Annotated in this window: 21 protein-coding genes and 1 tRNA gene; 14 read left to right on the top strand and 8 right to left on the bottom strand. The window is 32.7% G+C overall.

What is annotated here, in order from left to right; translation table 11 throughout:
• The first annotated feature begins 330 nt into the window (after window positions 1–330).
• The 7 genes from psbB to MK115_RS07440 all read left to right on the top strand — a co-directional run bounded on the left by psbB (window position 331) and on the right by MK115_RS07440 (window position 6,542).
• Entirely contained in the window at window positions 331–1,854 is a 1,524-nt protein-coding gene (gene psbB / locus MK115_RS07410) for a photosystem II chlorophyll-binding protein CP47 (protein WP_011817802.1), read from the top strand.
• 23 nt (window positions 1,855–1,877) lie between these two features.
• Window positions 1,878–1,976, top strand: coding sequence for a photosystem II reaction center protein T (locus MK115_RS07415; protein WP_011131951.1), 99 nt, complete (start codon window positions 1,878–1,880; stop codon window positions 1,974–1,976).
• A 99-nt stretch (window positions 1,977–2,075) separates the two neighbouring features.
• On the top strand, window positions 2,076–2,555 hold the full coding sequence (gene nrdR, locus MK115_RS07420; protein WP_209109579.1) for a transcriptional regulator NrdR: 480 nt from the start codon (window positions 2,076–2,078) through the stop codon (window positions 2,553–2,555).
• Between the two features lie 109 nt (window positions 2,556–2,664).
• Entirely contained in the window at window positions 2,665–3,756 is a 1,092-nt protein-coding gene (locus tag MK115_RS07425; RefSeq protein WP_287610616.1) for a 30S ribosomal protein S1, read from the top strand.
• 138 nt (window positions 3,757–3,894) lie between these two features.
• On the top strand, window positions 3,895–5,136 hold the full coding sequence (gene metK, locus MK115_RS07430) for a methionine adenosyltransferase (protein WP_287610617.1): 1,242 nt from the start codon (window positions 3,895–3,897) through the stop codon (window positions 5,134–5,136).
• 12 nt (window positions 5,137–5,148) lie between these two features.
• Window positions 5,149–6,378: an FGGY-family carbohydrate kinase gene (locus tag MK115_RS07435; protein ID WP_287610618.1), complete on the top strand. Its 1,230-nt coding sequence runs from the start codon at window positions 5,149–5,151 to the stop codon at window positions 6,376–6,378.
• Window positions 6,379–6,469: 91 nt separating this feature from the next.
• Window positions 6,470–6,542 (top strand) — tRNA-Phe (locus MK115_RS07440).
• Window positions 6,543–6,630: 88 nt separating this feature from the next.
• Here the strand turns inward: MK115_RS07440 and MK115_RS07445 are convergent.
• On the bottom strand, window positions 6,631–7,050 hold the full coding sequence (locus MK115_RS07445) for a hypothetical protein (RefSeq protein WP_287610619.1): 420 nt from the start codon (window positions 7,048–7,050) through the stop codon (window positions 6,631–6,633).
• A 148-nt stretch (window positions 7,051–7,198) separates the two neighbouring features.
• Between MK115_RS07445 and MK115_RS07450 the strand changes: the two genes are divergently transcribed.
• The 3 genes from MK115_RS07450 to MK115_RS07460 all read left to right on the top strand — a co-directional run bounded on the left by MK115_RS07450 (window position 7,199) and on the right by MK115_RS07460 (window position 8,657).
• Window positions 7,199–7,834, top strand: a complete 636-nt coding sequence (locus MK115_RS07450) for a TVP38/TMEM64 family protein (protein WP_287610620.1) — start codon at window positions 7,199–7,201, stop codon at window positions 7,832–7,834.
• 117 nt (window positions 7,835–7,951) lie between these two features.
• On the top strand, window positions 7,952–8,131 hold the full coding sequence (locus tag MK115_RS07455) for a hypothetical protein (protein ID WP_011375871.1): 180 nt from the start codon (window positions 7,952–7,954) through the stop codon (window positions 8,129–8,131).
• The gene (locus MK115_RS07460; RefSeq protein WP_287610621.1) at window positions 8,106–8,657 is read left to right on the top strand and encodes a phycobiliprotein lyase; all 552 of its coding nucleotides are present in this window, start codon (window positions 8,106–8,108) and stop codon (window positions 8,655–8,657) included. Before MK115_RS07455 ends, MK115_RS07460 begins: the two co-directional genes overlap by 26 nt.
• Here the strand turns inward: MK115_RS07460 and MK115_RS07465 are convergent.
• On the bottom strand, window positions 8,641–9,153 hold the full coding sequence (locus tag MK115_RS07465) for a bilin-binding protein (RefSeq protein WP_287610622.1): 513 nt from the start codon (window positions 9,151–9,153) through the stop codon (window positions 8,641–8,643). The two genes, MK115_RS07460 and MK115_RS07465, sit on opposite strands and share 17 nt — an antisense overlap.
• A gap of 178 nt (window positions 9,154–9,331) precedes the next feature.
• Between MK115_RS07465 and MK115_RS07470 the strand changes: the two genes are divergently transcribed.
• From MK115_RS07470 to MK115_RS07480, 3 genes are read left to right on the top strand one after another with little or no spacing between them, the layout of a single operon-like run.
• On the top strand, window positions 9,332–9,538 hold the full coding sequence (locus tag MK115_RS07470; RefSeq protein ID WP_025955192.1) for a DUF8630 family protein: 207 nt from the start codon (window positions 9,332–9,334) through the stop codon (window positions 9,536–9,538).
• Window positions 9,539–9,560: 22 nt separating this feature from the next.
• Window positions 9,561–11,969, top strand: a complete 2,409-nt coding sequence (locus tag MK115_RS07475) for a UvrD-helicase domain-containing protein (protein ID WP_287610623.1) — start codon at window positions 9,561–9,563, stop codon at window positions 11,967–11,969.
• A 5-nt stretch (window positions 11,970–11,974) separates the two neighbouring features.
• On the top strand, window positions 11,975–13,222 hold the full coding sequence (locus MK115_RS07480; RefSeq protein WP_287610624.1) for a tRNA nucleotidyltransferase/poly(A) polymerase family protein: 1,248 nt from the start codon (window positions 11,975–11,977) through the stop codon (window positions 13,220–13,222).
• Here the strand turns inward: MK115_RS07480 and selD are convergent, their stop codons facing one another.
• Window positions 13,223–15,394, bottom strand: a complete 2,172-nt coding sequence (gene selD, locus MK115_RS07485) for a selenide, water dikinase SelD (protein WP_287610625.1) — start codon at window positions 15,392–15,394, stop codon at window positions 13,223–13,225.
• A gap of 10 nt (window positions 15,395–15,404) precedes the next feature.
• Between selD and mtnP the strand changes: the two genes are divergently transcribed.
• Complete coding sequence (gene mtnP, locus MK115_RS07490) at window positions 15,405–16,298, top strand: S-methyl-5'-thioadenosine phosphorylase (protein ID WP_079321138.1); 894 nt, start codon at window positions 15,405–15,407, stop codon at window positions 16,296–16,298.
• A gap of 43 nt (window positions 16,299–16,341) precedes the next feature.
• Here mtnP and MK115_RS07495 read toward each other — a convergent pair whose 3' ends face one another.
• The 5 genes from MK115_RS07495 to MK115_RS07515 all read right to left on the bottom strand — a co-directional run.
• The gene (locus tag MK115_RS07495; protein ID WP_011375864.1) at window positions 16,342–16,539 is read right to left on the bottom strand and encodes a photosystem II reaction center protein J; all 198 of its coding nucleotides are present in this window, start codon (window positions 16,537–16,539) and stop codon (window positions 16,342–16,344) included.
• A 9-nt stretch (window positions 16,540–16,548) separates the two neighbouring features.
• Window positions 16,549–16,668 carry a photosystem II reaction center protein PsbL gene (gene psbL / locus MK115_RS07500; protein WP_002806119.1) on the bottom strand — a complete coding sequence of 40 codons (120 nt, stop codon included), beginning with the start codon at window positions 16,666–16,668 and terminating at the stop codon, window positions 16,549–16,551.
• An 11-nt stretch (window positions 16,669–16,679) separates the two neighbouring features.
• Entirely contained in the window at window positions 16,680–16,826 is a 147-nt protein-coding gene (psbF, locus tag MK115_RS07505) for a cytochrome b559 subunit beta (RefSeq protein ID WP_025880394.1), read from the bottom strand.
• Window positions 16,827–16,828: 2 nt separating this feature from the next.
• Complete coding sequence (gene psbE / locus MK115_RS07510; RefSeq protein WP_025880392.1) at window positions 16,829–17,077, bottom strand: cytochrome b559 subunit alpha; 249 nt, start codon at window positions 17,075–17,077, stop codon at window positions 16,829–16,831.
• Between the two features lie 136 nt (window positions 17,078–17,213).
• Window positions 17,214–17,396 (bottom strand): YCF48-related protein (locus MK115_RS07515; RefSeq protein ID WP_287610626.1); only part of this gene is annotated, 183 nt, incomplete at its 5' end.

Below are 17,396 nucleotides of genomic sequence, written 5' to 3' on the forward strand. Positions count from 1 at the left end.
TTTTATACCATAAAGTTGTAAGTTTTCTTTCATTACCAATTCCCTTAAATTTTCACCAGGATTACATTGAACCTCTAAATCCTCACGGATAAATCTGATAGTTGCCATTTTTTTAGTTATTTTTCTTATTTTGGCGTTTTACTTTGAGAATTGTGACCAAAATATTAACAGTTTTTAGCTAAAAATTTCTTGTAAACTATGTTCTGCTAATGGATTTGCCCAATTTTTGCAAGAAAATAAATTTATTTACAAAAATCCCTCAAAGACTAAAAAACCCTTACTATCGTGATGTTTAGCTGTTTATTCAGCATAGTTACTAGAAATTAACCGATGGGATTGCCTTGGTATCGAGTTCACACAGTAGTTATTAATGACCCAGGTCGACTACTTGCTGTGCATCTTATGCATACTGCATTATTAGCCGGCTGGGCCGGTTCTATGGCTCTTTATGAATTAGCCATTTTTGATCCTTCTGATGCTGTTCTCAATCCAATGTGGAGACAGGGGATGTACGTTATGCCTTTCATGGCAAGACTAGGTATCACAAGTAGTTGGAATGGATGGGATATTACGGGTGCTACTGGAGTTGATCCTGGATTCTGGAGTTTCGAAGGGGTTGCGGCAGCACACATAGTATTTAGTGGCCTATTGATGTTGGCATCTATTTGGCACTGGACATATTGGGACCTAGATTTATGGGAAGATTCAAGAACTGGTGAGCCTGCTCTTGATTTACCAAGAATTTTTGGAATCCACCTTCTTTTAGCAGGACTTACATGTTTTGGTTTTGGAGCTTTTCATTGCGCAAACGTGGGGATTTGGGTTTCTGATCCCTATGGGTTAAGCGGTCATGTAGAACCTGTAGCACCTTCCTGGGGAGTTGAAGGATTTAATCCTTTTAATCCAGGAGGTATTGTAGCTAATCATATTGCAGCAGGACTTATGGGTATTATTGGAGGTATTTTTCACATCACCAATAGACCTGGAGAAAGACTTTATAGAGCATTAAAACTTGGAAGTCTTGAAGGAGTTCTAGCTAGTGCTTTAGCTGCTGTACTATTTGTTTCTTTCGTTGTTTCCGGAACAATGTGGTACGGTTCAGCAACTACCCCAATAGAGCTTTTTGGTCCTACCAGATATCAATGGGATTCAGGCTATTTCAAAACTGAAATTAATAGAAGAGTACAAGCTGCTATTGATGATGGTGCCACTAAATCAGAGGCATATGCATCGATTCCAGAAAAATTAGCCTTCTACGATTATGTAGGTAATAGTCCAGCTAAAGGGGGACTATTCAGAGTTGGAGCTCTTGTTAATGGTGATGGTTTACCAACTGGTTGGCAAGGTCACATTGCTTTCCAAGATAAGGAAGGTAACGAATTAGAAGTTAGAAGAATTCCTAATTTCTTTGAAAACTTCCCTGTCATTCTTGAAGACAAAGAAGGTAATGTAAGAGCAGATATTCCATTTAGAAGAGCTGAAGCAAAGTATTCATTTGAACAAACTGGCATTACTGCAACTATCTATGGAGGAGACCTAGATGGACAAACATTTACAGATCCTGCAGTAGTTAAAAGATTAGCTAGAAAGGCTCAACTTGGAGAAGCATTCAAGTTTGACAGAGAGACATATAAATCTGACGGTGTATTCCGAAGTTCTCCAAGAGCATGGTTTACATATGCACATTTATGTTTCGGATTGCTATTCTTGTTTGGCCACTGGTGGCATGCTTCAAGAACTCTTTACAGAAATTCCTTTGCTGGTATTGATGCTGAGATTGGAGACCAAGTTGAATTTGGTTTATTCAAGAAACTTGGTGACGAAACCACAAGAAGAATCCCAGGAAGGGTTTAAACTAAACTTTATTACTTAATCTTATGGAAGCTTTTGCTTACGTTCTTATTCTAACTCTCGCAGTTGTTACCTTATTCTTTGCTGTCGCCTTTAGAGACCCACCTAAATTTGATAGAAAATGAACTAAGAAAAAAAACCTCTTTAACAAGAGGTTTTTTTTTACTTTTCATAATTAAGATATTACTCTACTATTAGAGTTGAAGTGCAGCTTATTTCACCACATGCAGTGTCCAACCTGTCAAAACACAGATAGCAGAGTTTTGGAATCAAGATCTGCTGATAGTGGTAAAAGTGTTCGAAGAAGAAGAGAGTGCTTAAATTGCAGCTTTAGATTTACAACTTATGAAAGAGTGGAATCAATGCCAGTTTCAGTTATAAAGAAAGACGGTGGCAGAGAATTATTTGATAAACAAAAATTATTTACTGGTATATCAAGAGCTTGCGAAAAGACTAACTTCAGTAGTGAAGCAATTATTAATTTCGTAGATGGAATTGAATCACAAATCGTTCAAGACTCTAATAAAGATATTAAATCTTCACAAATCGGAGAATTAATACTTAAAAATCTTAGAAAAGAAAACGAAGTCGCTTATATAAGATACGCCTCAGTTTACAGAAAATTTAATGGGGTAAAAGATTTTATTTCTACTCTTGAATCTCTAAAAGGAAGTTCAAAAAACCAATTAGCTTCAATTTCATAAAATTCAGCATCTTAAAGTGTAGAATACATATCACAAATGTTTTTTGCTATTGGTTTGCAGGCTAGTAGCATTCCTTTCTAACTACCTTAGGTAGTCTGCGATACAACAAATGAACGAAAATTCTTCCCAAACCATTAAAGAACTTTCTGAGGATCAAGAAATTAAAAATTCGTCTGAGTTAGATAATGATTCAGCATCTCAAAATGAGGAAGATTTATCATTCGAGAAGAGCGATATACCTTCAGCAGATTCTTCCTCTAGCAGAACAAATACGGATTTTGACAACGCAGGATTCACACAAGAAGAATTTGCATCACTTTTGGGTAAGTATGACTATAACTTTAAGCCTGGCGATCTAGTTAAAGGTACCGTTTTTGCTCTAGAGCCCAAAGGGGCCATGATAGATATAGGGGCAAAAACAGCTGCTTTTATGCCTGTTCAGGAGGTTTCAATAAATAGAGTTGAAGGACTTAATGATGTTTTACAACCTTCAGAAAGTAGAGAATTTTTCATAATGAGTGAAGAAAATGAAGATGGCCAATTAGCCCTCTCCATTAGAAGAATTGAATATCAAAGAGCATGGGAAAGGGTTAGACAACTCCAAAAAGAAGATGCAACTATATATTCTGAAGTTTTTGCAACAAACAGAGGCGGAGCTCTTGTTAGGGTAGAAGGCTTGAGAGGTTTTATCCCAGGCTCTCATATAAGTGCTCGAAAAATTAAAGATGACTTAGAAGGTGAATATTTACCTTTAAAATTTCTTGAAGTTGATGAAGAGAGAAATAGATTAGTACTAAGTCATAGAAGAGCTTTGGTTGAGAAAAAAATGAACCGACTTGAGGTAGGAGAAGTTGTTGTTGGTTCTGTAAAAGGTATTAAACCTTATGGAGCCTTTATTGATATTGGTGGAGTTAGTGGTCTATTGCACATTTCTGAGATTAGTCATGAACATATTGAGACTCCTCATAATGTTTTAAATGTGAATGACCAAATGAAAGTTATGATAATTGACCTTGATTCAGAAAGAGGACGAATTTCATTATCTACTAAAGCACTTGAACCTGAACCAGGAGATATGCTAACTGACCCTCAAAAAGTTTTTAGTAAAGCTGAAGAAATGGCTGCGAAATATAAACAAATGTTATTTGAACAAACTGACGAAAACGAAGAGATCCCAAAAGCTTCATCTGAAACAGCATAACTTCACTTATTTATTTTGTTCACGAAATATAGGAACTTAACCCTCATAATCCCTACACAAGTATTTTTTAATTTACAATAATTGATTTGTAACGATAATTTAATTTAGGATAATGCCTAATTCCAAAATTATTTGTTAATGAGTGATTTCATTTTCACTTCAGAATCCGTAACTGAAGGTCATCCTGACAAAATATGTGATCAAATTAGTGACGCTGTTTTAGATGCTTTATTGACAGAAGATCCAGAAAGCAGAGTTGCATGCGAAACTGTTGTTAATACAGGTCTTTGTTTACTTACTGGAGAAATAACTTCAAAAGCAAAAGTCGATTATATAAAACTTGTTAGAAATGTAATTAAAGAAATTGGATATGAAGGCTATAGAGCAGGTGGTTTTGACGCAAATAGTTGTGCTGTTTTAGTAGCACTTGACGAGCAATCACCAGATATTTCTCAAGGAGTAAACGAAGCAGATGATGTTAACGATGATTTGGAAGATAATACCGGAGCTGGTGACCAAGGCATAATGTTCGGCTATGCATGCGATGAGACGCCTGAATTAATGCCCTTACCGATTAGCTTGGCTCATAGATTAGCCATTCAACTTGCCAAAGTAAGGCATGAAGAAGTCCTTAATTATCTACTCCCTGATGGTAAAACTCAAGTAAGCATTGATTACGAAAAAGGTTTACCAGTCTCTATTAATACGATTTTAATTTCAACTCAACATAATCCTGAGATAGATGGGATAACAAATGAAGAAGAAATTCGTCAAAGAATAAAAGAAGATTTATGGAAGCATGTTGTAATTCCTGCTACTGAAGATTTAGAAATCAAACCAAGCATTAGCCAAACAAGATTTCTAGTAAACCCCACGGGAAAATTTGTCGTAGGCGGGCCCCAAGGAGATGCGGGGCTCACTGGCAGAAAAATTATTGTAGATACTTATGGTGGATATGCAAGACACGGAGGAGGGGCATTTTCTGGTAAAGATCCCACAAAAGTAGATAGATCAGCCGCTTATGCAGCACGTTATGTAGCTAAAAGTATAGTTAAGGCAAAATTAGCAAAAAAGGCAGAAGTACAATTAAGTTATGCAATTGGAGTTGCAAAACCGATTTCCATTCTCATTGAAACTTTTAATACTGGTGTTATTTCGCAAGCTAATTTGACTGAGTTAATCAAAGAGCACTTTGATTTAAGACCCGCAGCAATAATAAAAGAATTTAACTTAAGAAATCTACCAAAAAAAATGGGAGGTAAATTTTTTAGAAAGACTGCATCCTATGGACATTTTGGCAGAAGAGATCTTGAGCTCCCTTGGGAAAATGTAGAAGAAAAAGCAGCCCAATTAGCAGAGGCTTCCAAGATCTTTAAATAAAATATTTTTTCTATGCCTGAAAATTTTTATGGAGGGTTAGATTTTGGAACCAGTGGTGCAAGAATATCAATAATTAATCTTGATAAGAAATTAGTATATTCAAATTCAGTTCCTTATTCATACAGCTTTAAAAATCCAAATTCTTGGATCAATTCTTGTGAAAATCTCTTAGTTAATTTACCTATTGAGGTAAAAATTAACCTTAATAAATTGGCTATCTCCGGCACCTCAGGGACTTTAACAGCATCAAATTTGCAAGGAGAATCGATAGGTCTAGCAATACCCTATGACCAAGCATGCCATGAAAATAAGATCCTTCTTGAATCCTTAACTTCTGGAGAAGATCATCTGCGAACTCCATACAGTAGTCTTGCTAAAGCATTAAAACTAATAGATAAATATGGGACAAATATACTTTTACGACATCAATCTGATTGGATCACTGGTTGGTTTTTAAAAGATTGGACTCATGGAGAAGAAGGTAATAATCTAAAACTTGGTTGGGATCTAAAAAAAGAATCATGGCCAAAAAGCTATCTCAATACTTCATGGCAAAAATGCCTACCTCAAATAATAAAAAGTGGGAAAATTATTGGACAAGTGAATTTTGATTTAGCAGAGAGATTTAACTTGAATAAGAAATTAATATTAATCTCAGGCACCACTGACTCTAATGCAAGTGTAATAGCTGCAGGTTTAGGTAAAGAAGATGGTCTCACAGTTTTAGGAACAACTATTGTAGTTAAAAAAATTATTGATAATCCTATAAAAAAACAAGGAGTTACAAACCATAGAGTAAACGGCCATTGGATATGTGGAGGAGCATCAAACGCAGGATGCGGTATCTTGTCTCAGTTCTTCTCTGATTTAGAAATAAAGGAGCTCAGTCGACAAATTAATCCATCGAAAAATACTTCTTTAAATCTTTTACCTCTTAATAGTAAAGGAGAGAGATTTCCTGTTAATAATTCTAATTTAGAGCCGATACTTGGTCCAAGGCCAGTAAGCGACTCACTTTATTTACATGCATTATTCGAGGGTCTAGCTAAGATCGAATTGAAAGGATGGGAAAAACTAGGCGAACTAACAGGTTCACTTCCAAAAAAAATTATTACTATTGGTGGAGGTTCAAAAAACCCTCAGTGGAGAAAAATAAGAGAAAAAATTATCAATATACCAATAGTTTCATGTAAAAAAACTACTTCATTTGGTACAGCCTTGTTAGCGATGAACTCAAAATAAAAGTTTTTTTAGATATTTGATAAAGATATAAAATTTTTAATTAAAAGGGTTTCACAAACTACACATCTTAATTTAGAGTATATAGGTTAGAGCCGGGATAGCTCAGTTGGTAGAGCAGGCGACTGAAAATCGCCGTGTCCCCAGTTCAAATCTGGGTCCTGGCACCTTTAAAACCCTGTCCTAGACAGGGTTTTATACTTTCAAATCATTGAGAACTCGTTATTTTTTCGTATTTTTTATAACTTTAAATTTTTAGTTTTCGACTCTGCAGACTTGACCAATAACACCCAAAATCAGTTTATCTCCATTTGGATCTTGCCAATTAGCTAAATCATTGAAATTACTATTTGCTTCATCTATTGAGACATCAACATCTCTAAATGATTTTTCAAAACAATTTATATCCATTGTATAGAGAATATCCTTAGTAATTTCACTTTTTGTTTTGGGAATAAATTTACTCAATACTCTTACAGAACCATCCTCATTCCTTTTTATACTTTGCCTATCCCATAACTGCTCTCCATATTCACTTTTAGGGACTCCAACCCATTCATGAGGCAAAGCTTCTGATTTTTTTATTGAAATACAAAAGAAAACGATAATCGAAAGGACTAAATTAATGAAATTTCTAAAAAATATTGAATTAACTTTATTCTTAGAATTAATCATGACTACTTATGGAATACAAAAATTTTTTATTAGTAGGAAATATAAGATTAAAAATTTGTAAAAATTTTTATTGATTAGTATTTCTATTATAGATAGAATCAAATATTAAAATTAAGAATTTACTTCCAATAAATTTATTAGAAAAATAATGAATAAAATACAGAAATTTCTCTCAGTAGTTTTTTTTATAGCAATATTTGTTGTATTGATTTATTTAATCCAAAATTATGGGATTGAACCTCTAAGGAACAAAATAGAAAGTATGGGGATTTGGGCTCCTTTTGGAATATTCATACTTAGAGGAGTAAGTATTATTTTACCTGCCCTTCCAAGTTCAGCTTATTCTCTGCTAGCTGGTTCATTACTAGGATTTCAAAAAGGTTACATGACAATAATCTTTTCTGATATCGTTTTTTGCCAAGCTGCTTTCTTTATTGCAAGAAATTATGGTCGGGTTCCTGTACGTAATTTAGTAGGCCCGAAAGCAATGAAAAAGATTGAAAGTTTTAATCAAAACCAGCTAGAAGAAAATTTCTTTCTTATGACAGGTCTACTAATGACTGGCCTTTTTGATTTTCTAAGCTACGCAATTGGTATTGGAGGAACTCGCTGGAAAATATTTACTCCTGCATTATTAATAAGTCTTCTAATCAGTGACTCTATACTAGTAGCAGTAGGAGCTGGAGTTAGCCAGGGAGCAGGATTATTTCTAGGGATTGCTCTATTGGGAATGTTTGCTTTAGCGACTATTTCAGGATTGGCAAAAAATAAAATGCCTAAATAACAAAACAGTTGATAATTCTGTAATCAAAGAAGAAAGATATGACATTTTCGCAAACAATAACTATATAAATAATGATTCATGCAAGAATAGAAATCGATTAATTTTTAAAGTTATTAGATGACTCCATTTAGACCAACTTCATATGATCGCCCTGGAGAACAAATATCAACTACTCCTTCTGGATTAAAAGTAACTTCTGCAAAGAGATTAATGGTGGATTCAATGGTAAGAATGATACAAAAAGCAGAAAATCATTCCGTAGAAGATAAACTTGACGAAGAATCTAACAATAATTAATCAATTCATTGATAAAAGTATAGGAGAGTGGAAATCTATTAGAAGTACTCACACTTTAGCTTTTCAGGAATTTGAAAACTCAACTAGTAAAATATATATAAAACATATCAACAAAAAAAATAAAAAAGTCGTTGAAATTTTTAAAAATTATAAATTTAGTTTAAACCTAGAGAGCATAGCCATTTCTATAAACTGGCAAGCTATTAGTGATTGGGACAATGATGATATCAGTGAGGGAGATGAAACTATTCTGATTTTTTTACCCAAAGATGAAAATTCAGGAATTGTTTTAAGAAATAAAGGTTATACAGAATCCTTTATTTCATCATCCAATTATTTTGTTGATGAACAAAATAATTTACACATTAAAACTATTTATAAATCAACAGTTTCCGAAGAAAGAATTTCCTTTTTATCCACTCATGTAAGATCCAGATTTTCTACTATTAGAAATCTGGAAAATAACTCAGTTATACAGACTTCCCATACTTCAGAGATAAGGAATTTAGCTAGTTTAAAAGATTAATTATCCTTTCAAATTGAAACTCTGTTTCAGATATTAATTTAGGAAGAAAGCCTTTGTTTCCACGCATATTATTAACTGTTGAATTCAAATCAGAGATAGTTGCATCTCGCATTAATTCAAAAACCCTTCTTGCATTTCTTAAAGGTACCCCAAGAGCAAGATAAGTATTTTTAAGATCCTTCAAACAACTTTTTTCTAAAACTGATTCGTCATTAGAAATTAAAAGATAAGCAACAATCCTTAGGATTATTTCTCCATCTCTTAAACAAACGGACATCTTGTTAGTTGTATTTAAAGATATTTTTGAATTAAGTGAATCTTGATTTTCGCAAATCATTGCTGTTACAGCGTCTGCTGCGATTGCATGTGAATTATTGGTTATTGAGGTTATTGCATCTAATCTTGAGTTTGCACTATTAATAAATTCTTTTATATTGCTTAAATCATTTAATTTCTTATCGGCTGACAATAGTTGATTATTCTTTGAAACTGACATTCCTGAAGTAAAAATTTAAAGACCGATCTTAAGAATAATACAAAGCTAGTAAAAACAATACAATTTCAAACTTAACGCAACGCTTCTTAATTAATAACTTCATTCCAAAGTGATAGTTGAAATAATTCAAATAAAAAATTTTTTTCCGCTAATATAAAACTACATTTTTAATAAAGTTTTGGATCAACAGGATTTAAAATTATCAAAGAAACTTATTTCCTCATATAAAAAGAGATTGGAAAAAGAAATTCTAGACAGAAGTATGAAATTAAAGATGCCTCAAAATAAATTTGAAGAAATAATTAATAACAATAATGAACTTATAAATTTAAAAAAAGCGTTAGAAGATCTAGAAACGGAATCTGAATCTCATAGTAAAGTCTGATTTTTGAAAAACCCTTCCAAAAGTGCCTCAAACCAACAATTTCCTTTTTAAGTCCCTAAACAATCAACAACTTCAAGCAGTAAAACATGTTTATGGACCACTATTAGTTGTAGCAGGTGCAGGTAGCGGAAAAACTAAGGCTCTTACTCACAGAATTGCAAACCTTATTGAGGGTAACTCTATAGATCCCTATAACATTCTCGCAGTCACTTTCACTAACAAAGCTGCTAAAGAAATGAAAGCAAGATTAGAGGTTCTTCTAGCCCAAGAATTAGCTTTTAATCAATTTGGTCAGCCTTGGACAACTCTCAAAGAAATTGATCAAAATCAATTAAGAACAAACGTTCACCAAGAGAGGCTTCAGAACCTTTGGATCGGTACTTTCCATTCTTTATTTTCAAGACTTCTGAGATACGATATTGAAAAATATACTGATCCAGAAGGCCTAAAATGGACAAGGCAATTTTCAATTTACGATGAAACAGATTCTCAAACATTAGTAAAAGAAATTATCAGTCAAGATATGAATCTTGACCCAAAAAGATATGATCCCAAAAAGATTAAAAGATTAATAAGTAATGCTAAAAATCAATGCTTAACTTCTAATGATCTTTTAGAAAAAGCAGATAATAATTTTGATAAAACAGTTGCAGAAGCCTACAAGAGATATAGGATTTCGCTCTCAAAAAATAATTCTTTAGACTTTGATGATCTTCTACTTTTGCCTGTTTTCTTATTGAGGCAAAATGATATAGTCAGAGATTACTGGCACAAAAGATTTAAACATATTTTAGTTGACGAATATCAAGATACAAATAGAACACAATATGAACTTATAAAATTAATTACGGCTGGAAATACTGAACCAAAAAAATTCTTCAATTGGGAAGATCGGTCAATTTTTGTAGTTGGGGATGCTGATCAAAGTATTTATAGTTTCAGAGCAGCTGACTTCAGAATTTTAATTGGTTTTCAAGAAGATTTTAAAACTTCAATCAACGACGATACAAAATCATCTTTAATTAAATTAGAAGAAAATTATAGGTCATCTTCCAATATCCTTGATGCTGCAAACTCACTAATTGAAAACAACTCTGAAAGAATTGACAAAGTTTTAAAGGCTACTAAAGAAAAAGGGGAACTTTTAACGTTACTCAGCTGTGATGATGAAATTTCCGAGGCAGAAGCAATTACCAATAAAATAAAATCACTCAATAACTATAATCAAAACCCAATTTGGAAAAATTTTGCAATTTTATATCGAACCAGAGCTCAGTCGAGAGTATTAGAAGAATCTCTTGTAAGGTGGCGCATTCCTTATACAATTTTTGGAGGATTGCGTTTTTATGATAGAAGAGAAATTAAAGATGCAATAGCATATTTGAAAGTTCTGGTTAATTCTTCAGATAACGTTAGTCTTTTACGAATCATAAATGTTCCTAGAAGAGGGATTGGTAAGACTACTATTCAAAAACTTAATGAACTATCTAATAGGTTAAATATCCCATTATGGGAGGTTCTTAATGATAAGCAAAGTCTTGAAGAAACAATAGGCCGATCATCAAAAGGAATTAATAAATTTACTGAAGTTATGAATGATCTACTGTGTTACCTAGAAAATTCAGGTCCCGCTCAACTACTACAACTTATATTAGAAAAAAGTGGTTATTTAAGTGACTTGCTCTCTAGTGGGACTGAAGAATCTGAAGATAGAAGAAATAACTTACAAGAACTAATTAATGCAGCTACTCAATATGAAGAAGAAACAGAAAGTGGAGATGTAGAGGGATTTCTTTCTACAGCAGCCTTAACAACTGATAATGATACGAAGAAAAATAATCCTAACTCTGTAACTCTCATGACTCTGCATAATAGTAAAGGTTTAGAATTTCAAAATGTTTTTATCACTGGGCTAGAACAAGGTCTCTTCCCTAGCCATAGATCAATAGATACTCCCTCACTTCTTGAAGAGGAAAGAAGATTATGCTATGTAGGTATTACTAGAGCTAAAGAAAGAGTTTTCTTAAGTCATGCCAGAGAAAGAAGATTATGGGGTGGAATGCGTGAAGCAACAATTCCTTCAATATTTCTTTCGGAAATACCTGAAGATTTAATGGATGGCGAATTACCACAAACTGGTGGTGCTTCAATTAGAAGAGATTGGCATCTTGATCGTTTAACTAGAGTTGATCGAAACAATCCAAATGAATTTGTTAACAAACCAATAAATGCAGTAAGGAAATTATATTCAGGTCCCAGTAAAGGGAAAAGCTGGATAGTTGGAGATAAGCTAATTCACTCAAAGTTTGGGAAAGGTGAAATCATACATATTTTTGGGAGTGGGGAAAAAATATCTTTAGCAGTAAAATTTGGTGATAAAGGAAGTAAAATTCTAGATCCCAGATTAGCTCCAATTCGTTATGTAAGTTAAAACTCATGAACGATATCTCTGATTACATCCAAGGGGAATTAATCAAAACTCCATTTAATCTATATAACCTAATTGCTAAATACATAGAATCTAATAACAATACTAAAGTAGCTTTTGTTGGCGGTTATTTAAGAGATTTATTAATTAGTAAATTCCACAAAAAATCGTTTTCTAAACCTGTAGATATTGATCTTGTTATTGAAGGATCCTCTATTTCTCTTGCAAAATTTATAAAAAAAAATATTGTAAATGTAGATTTATGTTTAATCAAGGAATTTAATTTATACAACACTGTAGAAATAAATATTAATGACTATAAAATTGATATTGCTTCTGCAAGAAAAGAAATTTATTCTGCTCCAGGCTTAAATCCCACAGTAAATAAAAGTACTATTGAGGAGGATCTTAAGAGGAGAGATTTCACTATAAATTCAATAGCCTTCGAGGTCTCGACAAGGAAAATCTATGATCTTTATGGAGGAATTTCTGATATAAAAAGTAAAAGATTGAACTTACTTCACAGTAATAGTATTTCAGATGATCCAAGTAGATTAATTAGATGTGCAAAATATGCTTCAAGGTTAGATTTCAATATTTCAAATAATTCCCTCAAACAATCTCAAGAAACAGTTAGACAATGGCCATGGAAAAGTTCAGAAACTCATCAGAAAATGATTTACCCTCCTGCACTAGGCATACGAATAAGGATGGAACTAGCTGAAATATGCAAACACGATAATTTGACTAATGTGATTTCGATAATTCATAAATGGGAAATTATCTCAATCTTAAATGAAAATATTAAAGTCGATAAAAGATTTTTAAGAGGACTAAATTGGATTAAGAAGTTAAAGGGAAATCATATGCTTTACTTATTAAAAGATTCAGAAGATTTAGAAAAAGCATGTCAAAGATTTTTGGTAAATAATAGTGAGATAAAAATATTAGAAGATTATATAAATATCAAAAAGATATTAAATACAAACCAAAAAAATTTCAATCATTTTTCTCCATCAAGTTGGACAGAATTTATTGAGGACAGAAACCTTAATGATGAGACAGTCAAATTATTAATTTGTGATGGAGGACCATACTGGCGTAAATTGTTTAAGTGGTTATTTATTTACAAATTCATAAAATCAAAAAAAGATGGAGAAACATTAAAAAAAGAAGGATGGGATCCAGGGAAGGAGATGGGAAAGGAAATCAAAAGATTAAGATATTTGGAAATTGACAAATTAAATAGAAATTAATTACATTTTTACAACTTCTCCAACCTTGTACCATTTATCCTTTAGAACATTTTCATATTTACGATTGCAACTAATCAACAAGGGGCCACATGTTTGAGGATCTAATAGTAATGATATTCTCTCGTTAAAAGTCTCTTGATCTAATGAATTTTCGTTTAAAAAATTAATTATTCTTTTTTGCTTATTTACTTTATAAATTTTGTCAAAAATTTCTTTATTAGATTCAAAGAAAGTACTTTTAACATCTTTTCTTATTAAATCAAATACTCCAGGATAAGCTTTAAATGCAAATAAATCTAATAAAACTTTTAGTGGCTCAAGATTATTGCTTTGCCTATATAAATTAGATGATTCAACCATTTCTTTAAGATGTCCAATAAATCCATATCCAGTAATGTCAGTCGCAGCATTGACTAATGATTCTTTAAATTGATTTTGAAAAAGATAAATTTCATCAATCAAATATTGCTGACTCTTTACTAAATTATTAATTACTTCAGAAGAACTACCTAGCATATTAATATTTTGCATTTGACCGGCAAAGTAAATCCCAACGCCCAGAGGTCTAGACATCATGAGAATATCTCCAATATTCATTCCAGATTTAAGCCATGGTTTTGCTCCATTTTTTAAAATACCTTGAACTGTTAAAGAAATATCTATTCCTAATGAATAAGGTTTATTTACTAAACTTCTTGCCTCGAAAGTATGGCCTCCAAGTAATTCACCTCCATGATCCTCAACTGTTGATTTAATACCTTGAAGTGATTGAGAAAAGAGGTAACTCTGAAATTCCCTTTCAACTTTTGGTAATGAAATTAAAGCCTGCGCGGATGAAAGTTTTGCTCCGCATGCCCACAAATCTGAGCAAGCATGCAAAGTAGTAATTTTTGCATTAAGCCAAGGATCACTTACCAAAGCAGGAAATCCATCTACACTTTGCAAGATAATATCTTGACCATTTTGATATATCTCAACTGAATCTTCAGGTGATGAGGCAAAAGAATTTAAATTAGAATTTATTAATGATTTATTCAAAACAAACTGAGGAATTTTAGCTGCACATCCTCTGCAATCATTCAATGAAATATTTTTTTCACTACTTTTCATAATTAGCCTTTTTGATCTGAACTTTTTAATAAAGTTGAGATCAATTTTATGCTTTAAAATCCAAAAAATAAAAGAAGGGCCGAAAACAAAATTGCGATAAATAGCAAAAGCCTTTGGATGATGGCTTGGAAATATATTTACTATTTGCAATCCGATCTTTTGAGGAAACCACTTTTTTAATGATCTCCCTTCTATATCTTTTTTTAGATTTTGTACTAATGTATTTACAACTTTTACTGCAAAAACTCCCGATGCTGGTCTTTTTGCTGAACCTACAACTGCGCAATCACCGACAGCAAAGATTCCAGAGAAACTTTTTATCTGTAAATTCTGATTTGTAATTATTCTGCCATAAGAATCCGAATCTAATAATTTTTTTTGTGCCCATAACGGAGATGTATTTCCAGTACATAAAAGAATCTTGCCATAATCAAAATTAAGTTTTTCAACTAAATCAATATTGGAATTCCGTAAACTTTTTAGAATTGTATTATTAATTTTTCTTGAATCACATAATAGTTTTAAAGGTCTATCTCCCCATCTTTTTCTCAAAGCATAAGATACTTCAATTGCAGCAAGGCCACTCCCAACAATTACAAATGGAAGTTCATTAACTGAATCAAAAATGTCCTCTTTTAGTATTGAGTCATAAGCCCTTAAAAAAGGTTTAATTGAAAAAGCATTTCGATTTTTAACTAGTGATTCAAATTCTTTTGGAATTATTGTTTGACTTCCATAATTAAGCACCAACTTCGAATAATTAACTGAAGGTCTATTACTTAAAACAATTTTCTTTAAATTGAAATCAATATCCTTTACTTCTTCTTCTATAAAAGATACTTTTGCATTTTTTGCTAAAGATTTTATATCAATTAAACTCTCTTCTAAAGTGATTGATTTTGAAATCACCGATGGGAATATAGCCGAATAAACCAAATGAGAATCTCTAGATATAATTGAAACAGGAATTTCTGGCATTAATTTCGGAAACATTAACCATTTCTTCAATAAAGAAACATTTGAGTGTCCTCCTCCAATTAGTACCAGATGATTAAAAGTCATTTACATCACTATGAATAAAGAACATTTATTACCAATTGAAAAATCAAGATTAGGAGTGATTGGTGGAAGTGGATTTTATTCAATGGATCAAATAGAGTACTTAAGAGAACTAGAAATCAATACTCCCTATGGTAAACCTTCTGATTCAATAAAAGTATATAATCTTGGAAACCTAGAGATAGCATTTATTCCTAGACATGGCAGAACACATAGTTTAAATCCTTCTGAAATCCCTTACAAAGCTAATATTTGGGCTCTAAGATCAATAGGAGTAAGATGGATTATTGCTCCATCAGCAGTTGGTTCATTACAAGAACAGATAAGGCCACTTGATATAGTGGTTCCAGATCAATTTATAGACCGGACAAAAAATAGACCTGCAACCTTCTTTAACGAGGGAGCTGTTGCTCACGTAACTATGGGAGATCCCTTCTGCACAAATTTATCACGTATATTAAGTGAAATCGGAGAAAAAAATATTCCTGGCGGTAGACAATTGCATAGAGGGGGTACCTATCTAGCAATGGAAGGTCCCGCTTTCTCAACTAGAGCAGAATCTAATTTATATAGGAGTTGGGGATGTTCAATAATTGGAATGACGAACCACACAGAAGCAAGATTAGCTAAAGAAGCTGAAATAGCTTACTCCTCCTTATCTATGGTTACTGATTATGATTGCTGGCATCAAACTCATCAAGAAGTTTCTGTAGAGATGGTTTTGGATAATCTTAGATCAAATACTGAAGTGGCTAATAAAATAATATTTGAAGTAGCTAAATTAATTGAAAAAGAAAGACCAAAAAGTAAGTCTCATTTTTCATTAAAAGATGGATTGATAACCCAAAAAGAAAATATCCCAAGCTCCACAAAAGAGAAACTAAGGATATTTACTGATTCTTATTAGGCTTATTTGATATAAGTGATTATCAGGTCAAGGTAAGGATTTGTTAGCCTCCAGCTCCAACGCCTTGGTATGAACCATAGAAGAATATACCTAAAACGAAGATAACTGCAATTCCACCTGCTGTAGCAACAAGCCATAGAGGAAGAGTTCCTTCAGTCCATCTTCTTTCCCATGCAACTGCTGGTCTACCGTCGGGAAGTCTATCTGGAATTCTTCCATCAGGTCCTTTTAATTTACTCATAGTTTTAATTTAATTGAAAAAGTAACTGGAAAATAAAATTCCCAATACAAAGACTGATAGTAAGCCTAAATAAAGGCTTGTACGATTAAGTTCAACTGGAACTTTGTTAGGATTTTCGTTTACTTGCATGATTGTTAAATTTATCGGGCTACGAATTGCATAGCAGCAATGGAACCCAAAAAGAATACTGATGGAATAGCTAAAGCGTGAACTGCTAGCCAACGAACAGTAAATATAGGATAAACGCGGACTTCCGCAGCCTGCATTGGAGCTTGAGAATTAGACATAGTTATTTTGTTCTTAAATCAAGTTGAGACTTCGCATCAAATCTTTGTGTTACAACAGGAGCTTTTGCTTCAGATGCCTGAAAATAACTATCCGGACGAGGAGTACCGAAAGCGTCGTAAGCCAAACCTGTGTATACGAATAAGAAGCCTGCTATAAAAATAGCTGGTAATGTTACTGCATGAATAATCCAGTACCTAATACTGGTGATTATTTCAAAGAATGGGCGTTCACCCGTTGAACCTGCGGCCATAATCACAAATGTTTACCCTATGATCTTACAGTGTAAAATCATAAGTTCGCGAAGAAATTAACAGGTTGGTTACAGACAGTTGCTAAATCTTTCAAAAATTAATTTTTTTTTTACTTTTAACTGAATTTATTCAAAGTTAGCTATTCCATTTAAGGATATAACCACGTTCGCCTAGTACAAATCCTTTTTGATTGTCTAAAGCCTCCTTATCAAGAAAAACTATTTTAATGTAGTTTGTTGGCAATTCAGAAGCAATAGGATCTTTATTCCAAGTTTTACCTTGATCTTTACTTACTATTAAAGTTCCATTACCCCCACC

The sequence above is a fragment of the Prochlorococcus sp. ALOHA_ZT_50 genome, assembly GCF_022447305.1.
GTDB lineage: Bacteria > Cyanobacteriota > Cyanobacteriia > PCC-6307 > Cyanobiaceae > Prochlorococcus_A.

What these genes read in the sequence shown, in the direction of transcription:
- psbB (WP_011817802.1), top strand. Translation starts at nt 331, where the DNA reads ATGGGATTGCCTTGGTATCGAGTTCACACAGTAGTTATTAATGACCCA.
- MK115_RS07415 (WP_011131951.1), top strand. Translation starts at nt 1,878, where the DNA reads ATGGAAGCTTTTGCTTACGTTCTTATTCTAACTCTCGCAGTTGTTACC.
- nrdR (WP_209109579.1), top strand. Translation starts at nt 2,076, where the DNA reads ATGCAGTGTCCAACCTGTCAAAACACAGATAGCAGAGTTTTGGAATCA.
- MK115_RS07425 (WP_287610616.1), top strand. Translation starts at nt 2,665, where the DNA reads ATGAACGAAAATTCTTCCCAAACCATTAAAGAACTTTCTGAGGATCAA.
- metK (WP_287610617.1), top strand. Translation starts at nt 3,895, where the DNA reads ATGAGTGATTTCATTTTCACTTCAGAATCCGTAACTGAAGGTCATCCT.
- MK115_RS07435 (WP_287610618.1), top strand. Translation starts at nt 5,149, where the DNA reads ATGCCTGAAAATTTTTATGGAGGGTTAGATTTTGGAACCAGTGGTGCA.
- MK115_RS07445 (WP_287610619.1), bottom strand. Translation starts at nt 7,050, where the DNA reads ATGATTAATTCTAAGAATAAAGTTAATTCAATATTTTTTAGAAATTTC.
- MK115_RS07450 (WP_287610620.1), top strand. Translation starts at nt 7,199, where the DNA reads ATGAATAAAATACAGAAATTTCTCTCAGTAGTTTTTTTTATAGCAATA.
- MK115_RS07455 (WP_011375871.1), top strand. Translation starts at nt 7,952, where the DNA reads ATGACTCCATTTAGACCAACTTCATATGATCGCCCTGGAGAACAAATA.
- MK115_RS07465 (WP_287610622.1), bottom strand. Translation starts at nt 9,153, where the DNA reads ATGTCAGTTTCAAAGAATAATCAACTATTGTCAGCCGATAAGAAATTA.
- MK115_RS07480 (WP_287610624.1), top strand. Translation starts at nt 11,975, where the DNA reads ATGAACGATATCTCTGATTACATCCAAGGGGAATTAATCAAAACTCCA.
- selD (WP_287610625.1), bottom strand. Translation starts at nt 15,394, where the DNA reads ATGACTTTTAATCATCTGGTACTAATTGGAGGAGGACACTCAAATGTT.
- mtnP (WP_079321138.1), top strand. Translation starts at nt 15,405, where the DNA reads ATGAATAAAGAACATTTATTACCAATTGAAAAATCAAGATTAGGAGTG.
- MK115_RS07495 (WP_011375864.1), bottom strand. Translation starts at nt 16,539, where the DNA reads ATGAGTAAATTAAAAGGACCTGATGGAAGAATTCCAGATAGACTTCCC.
- psbL (WP_002806119.1), bottom strand. Translation starts at nt 16,668, where the DNA reads ATGCAAGTAAACGAAAATCCTAACAAAGTTCCAGTTGAACTTAATCGT.
- psbF (WP_025880394.1), bottom strand. Translation starts at nt 16,826, where the DNA reads ATGTCTAATTCTCAAGCTCCAATGCAGGCTGCGGAAGTCCGCGTTTAT.
- psbE (WP_025880392.1), bottom strand. Translation starts at nt 17,077, where the DNA reads ATGGCCGCAGGTTCAACGGGTGAACGCCCATTCTTTGAAATAATCACC.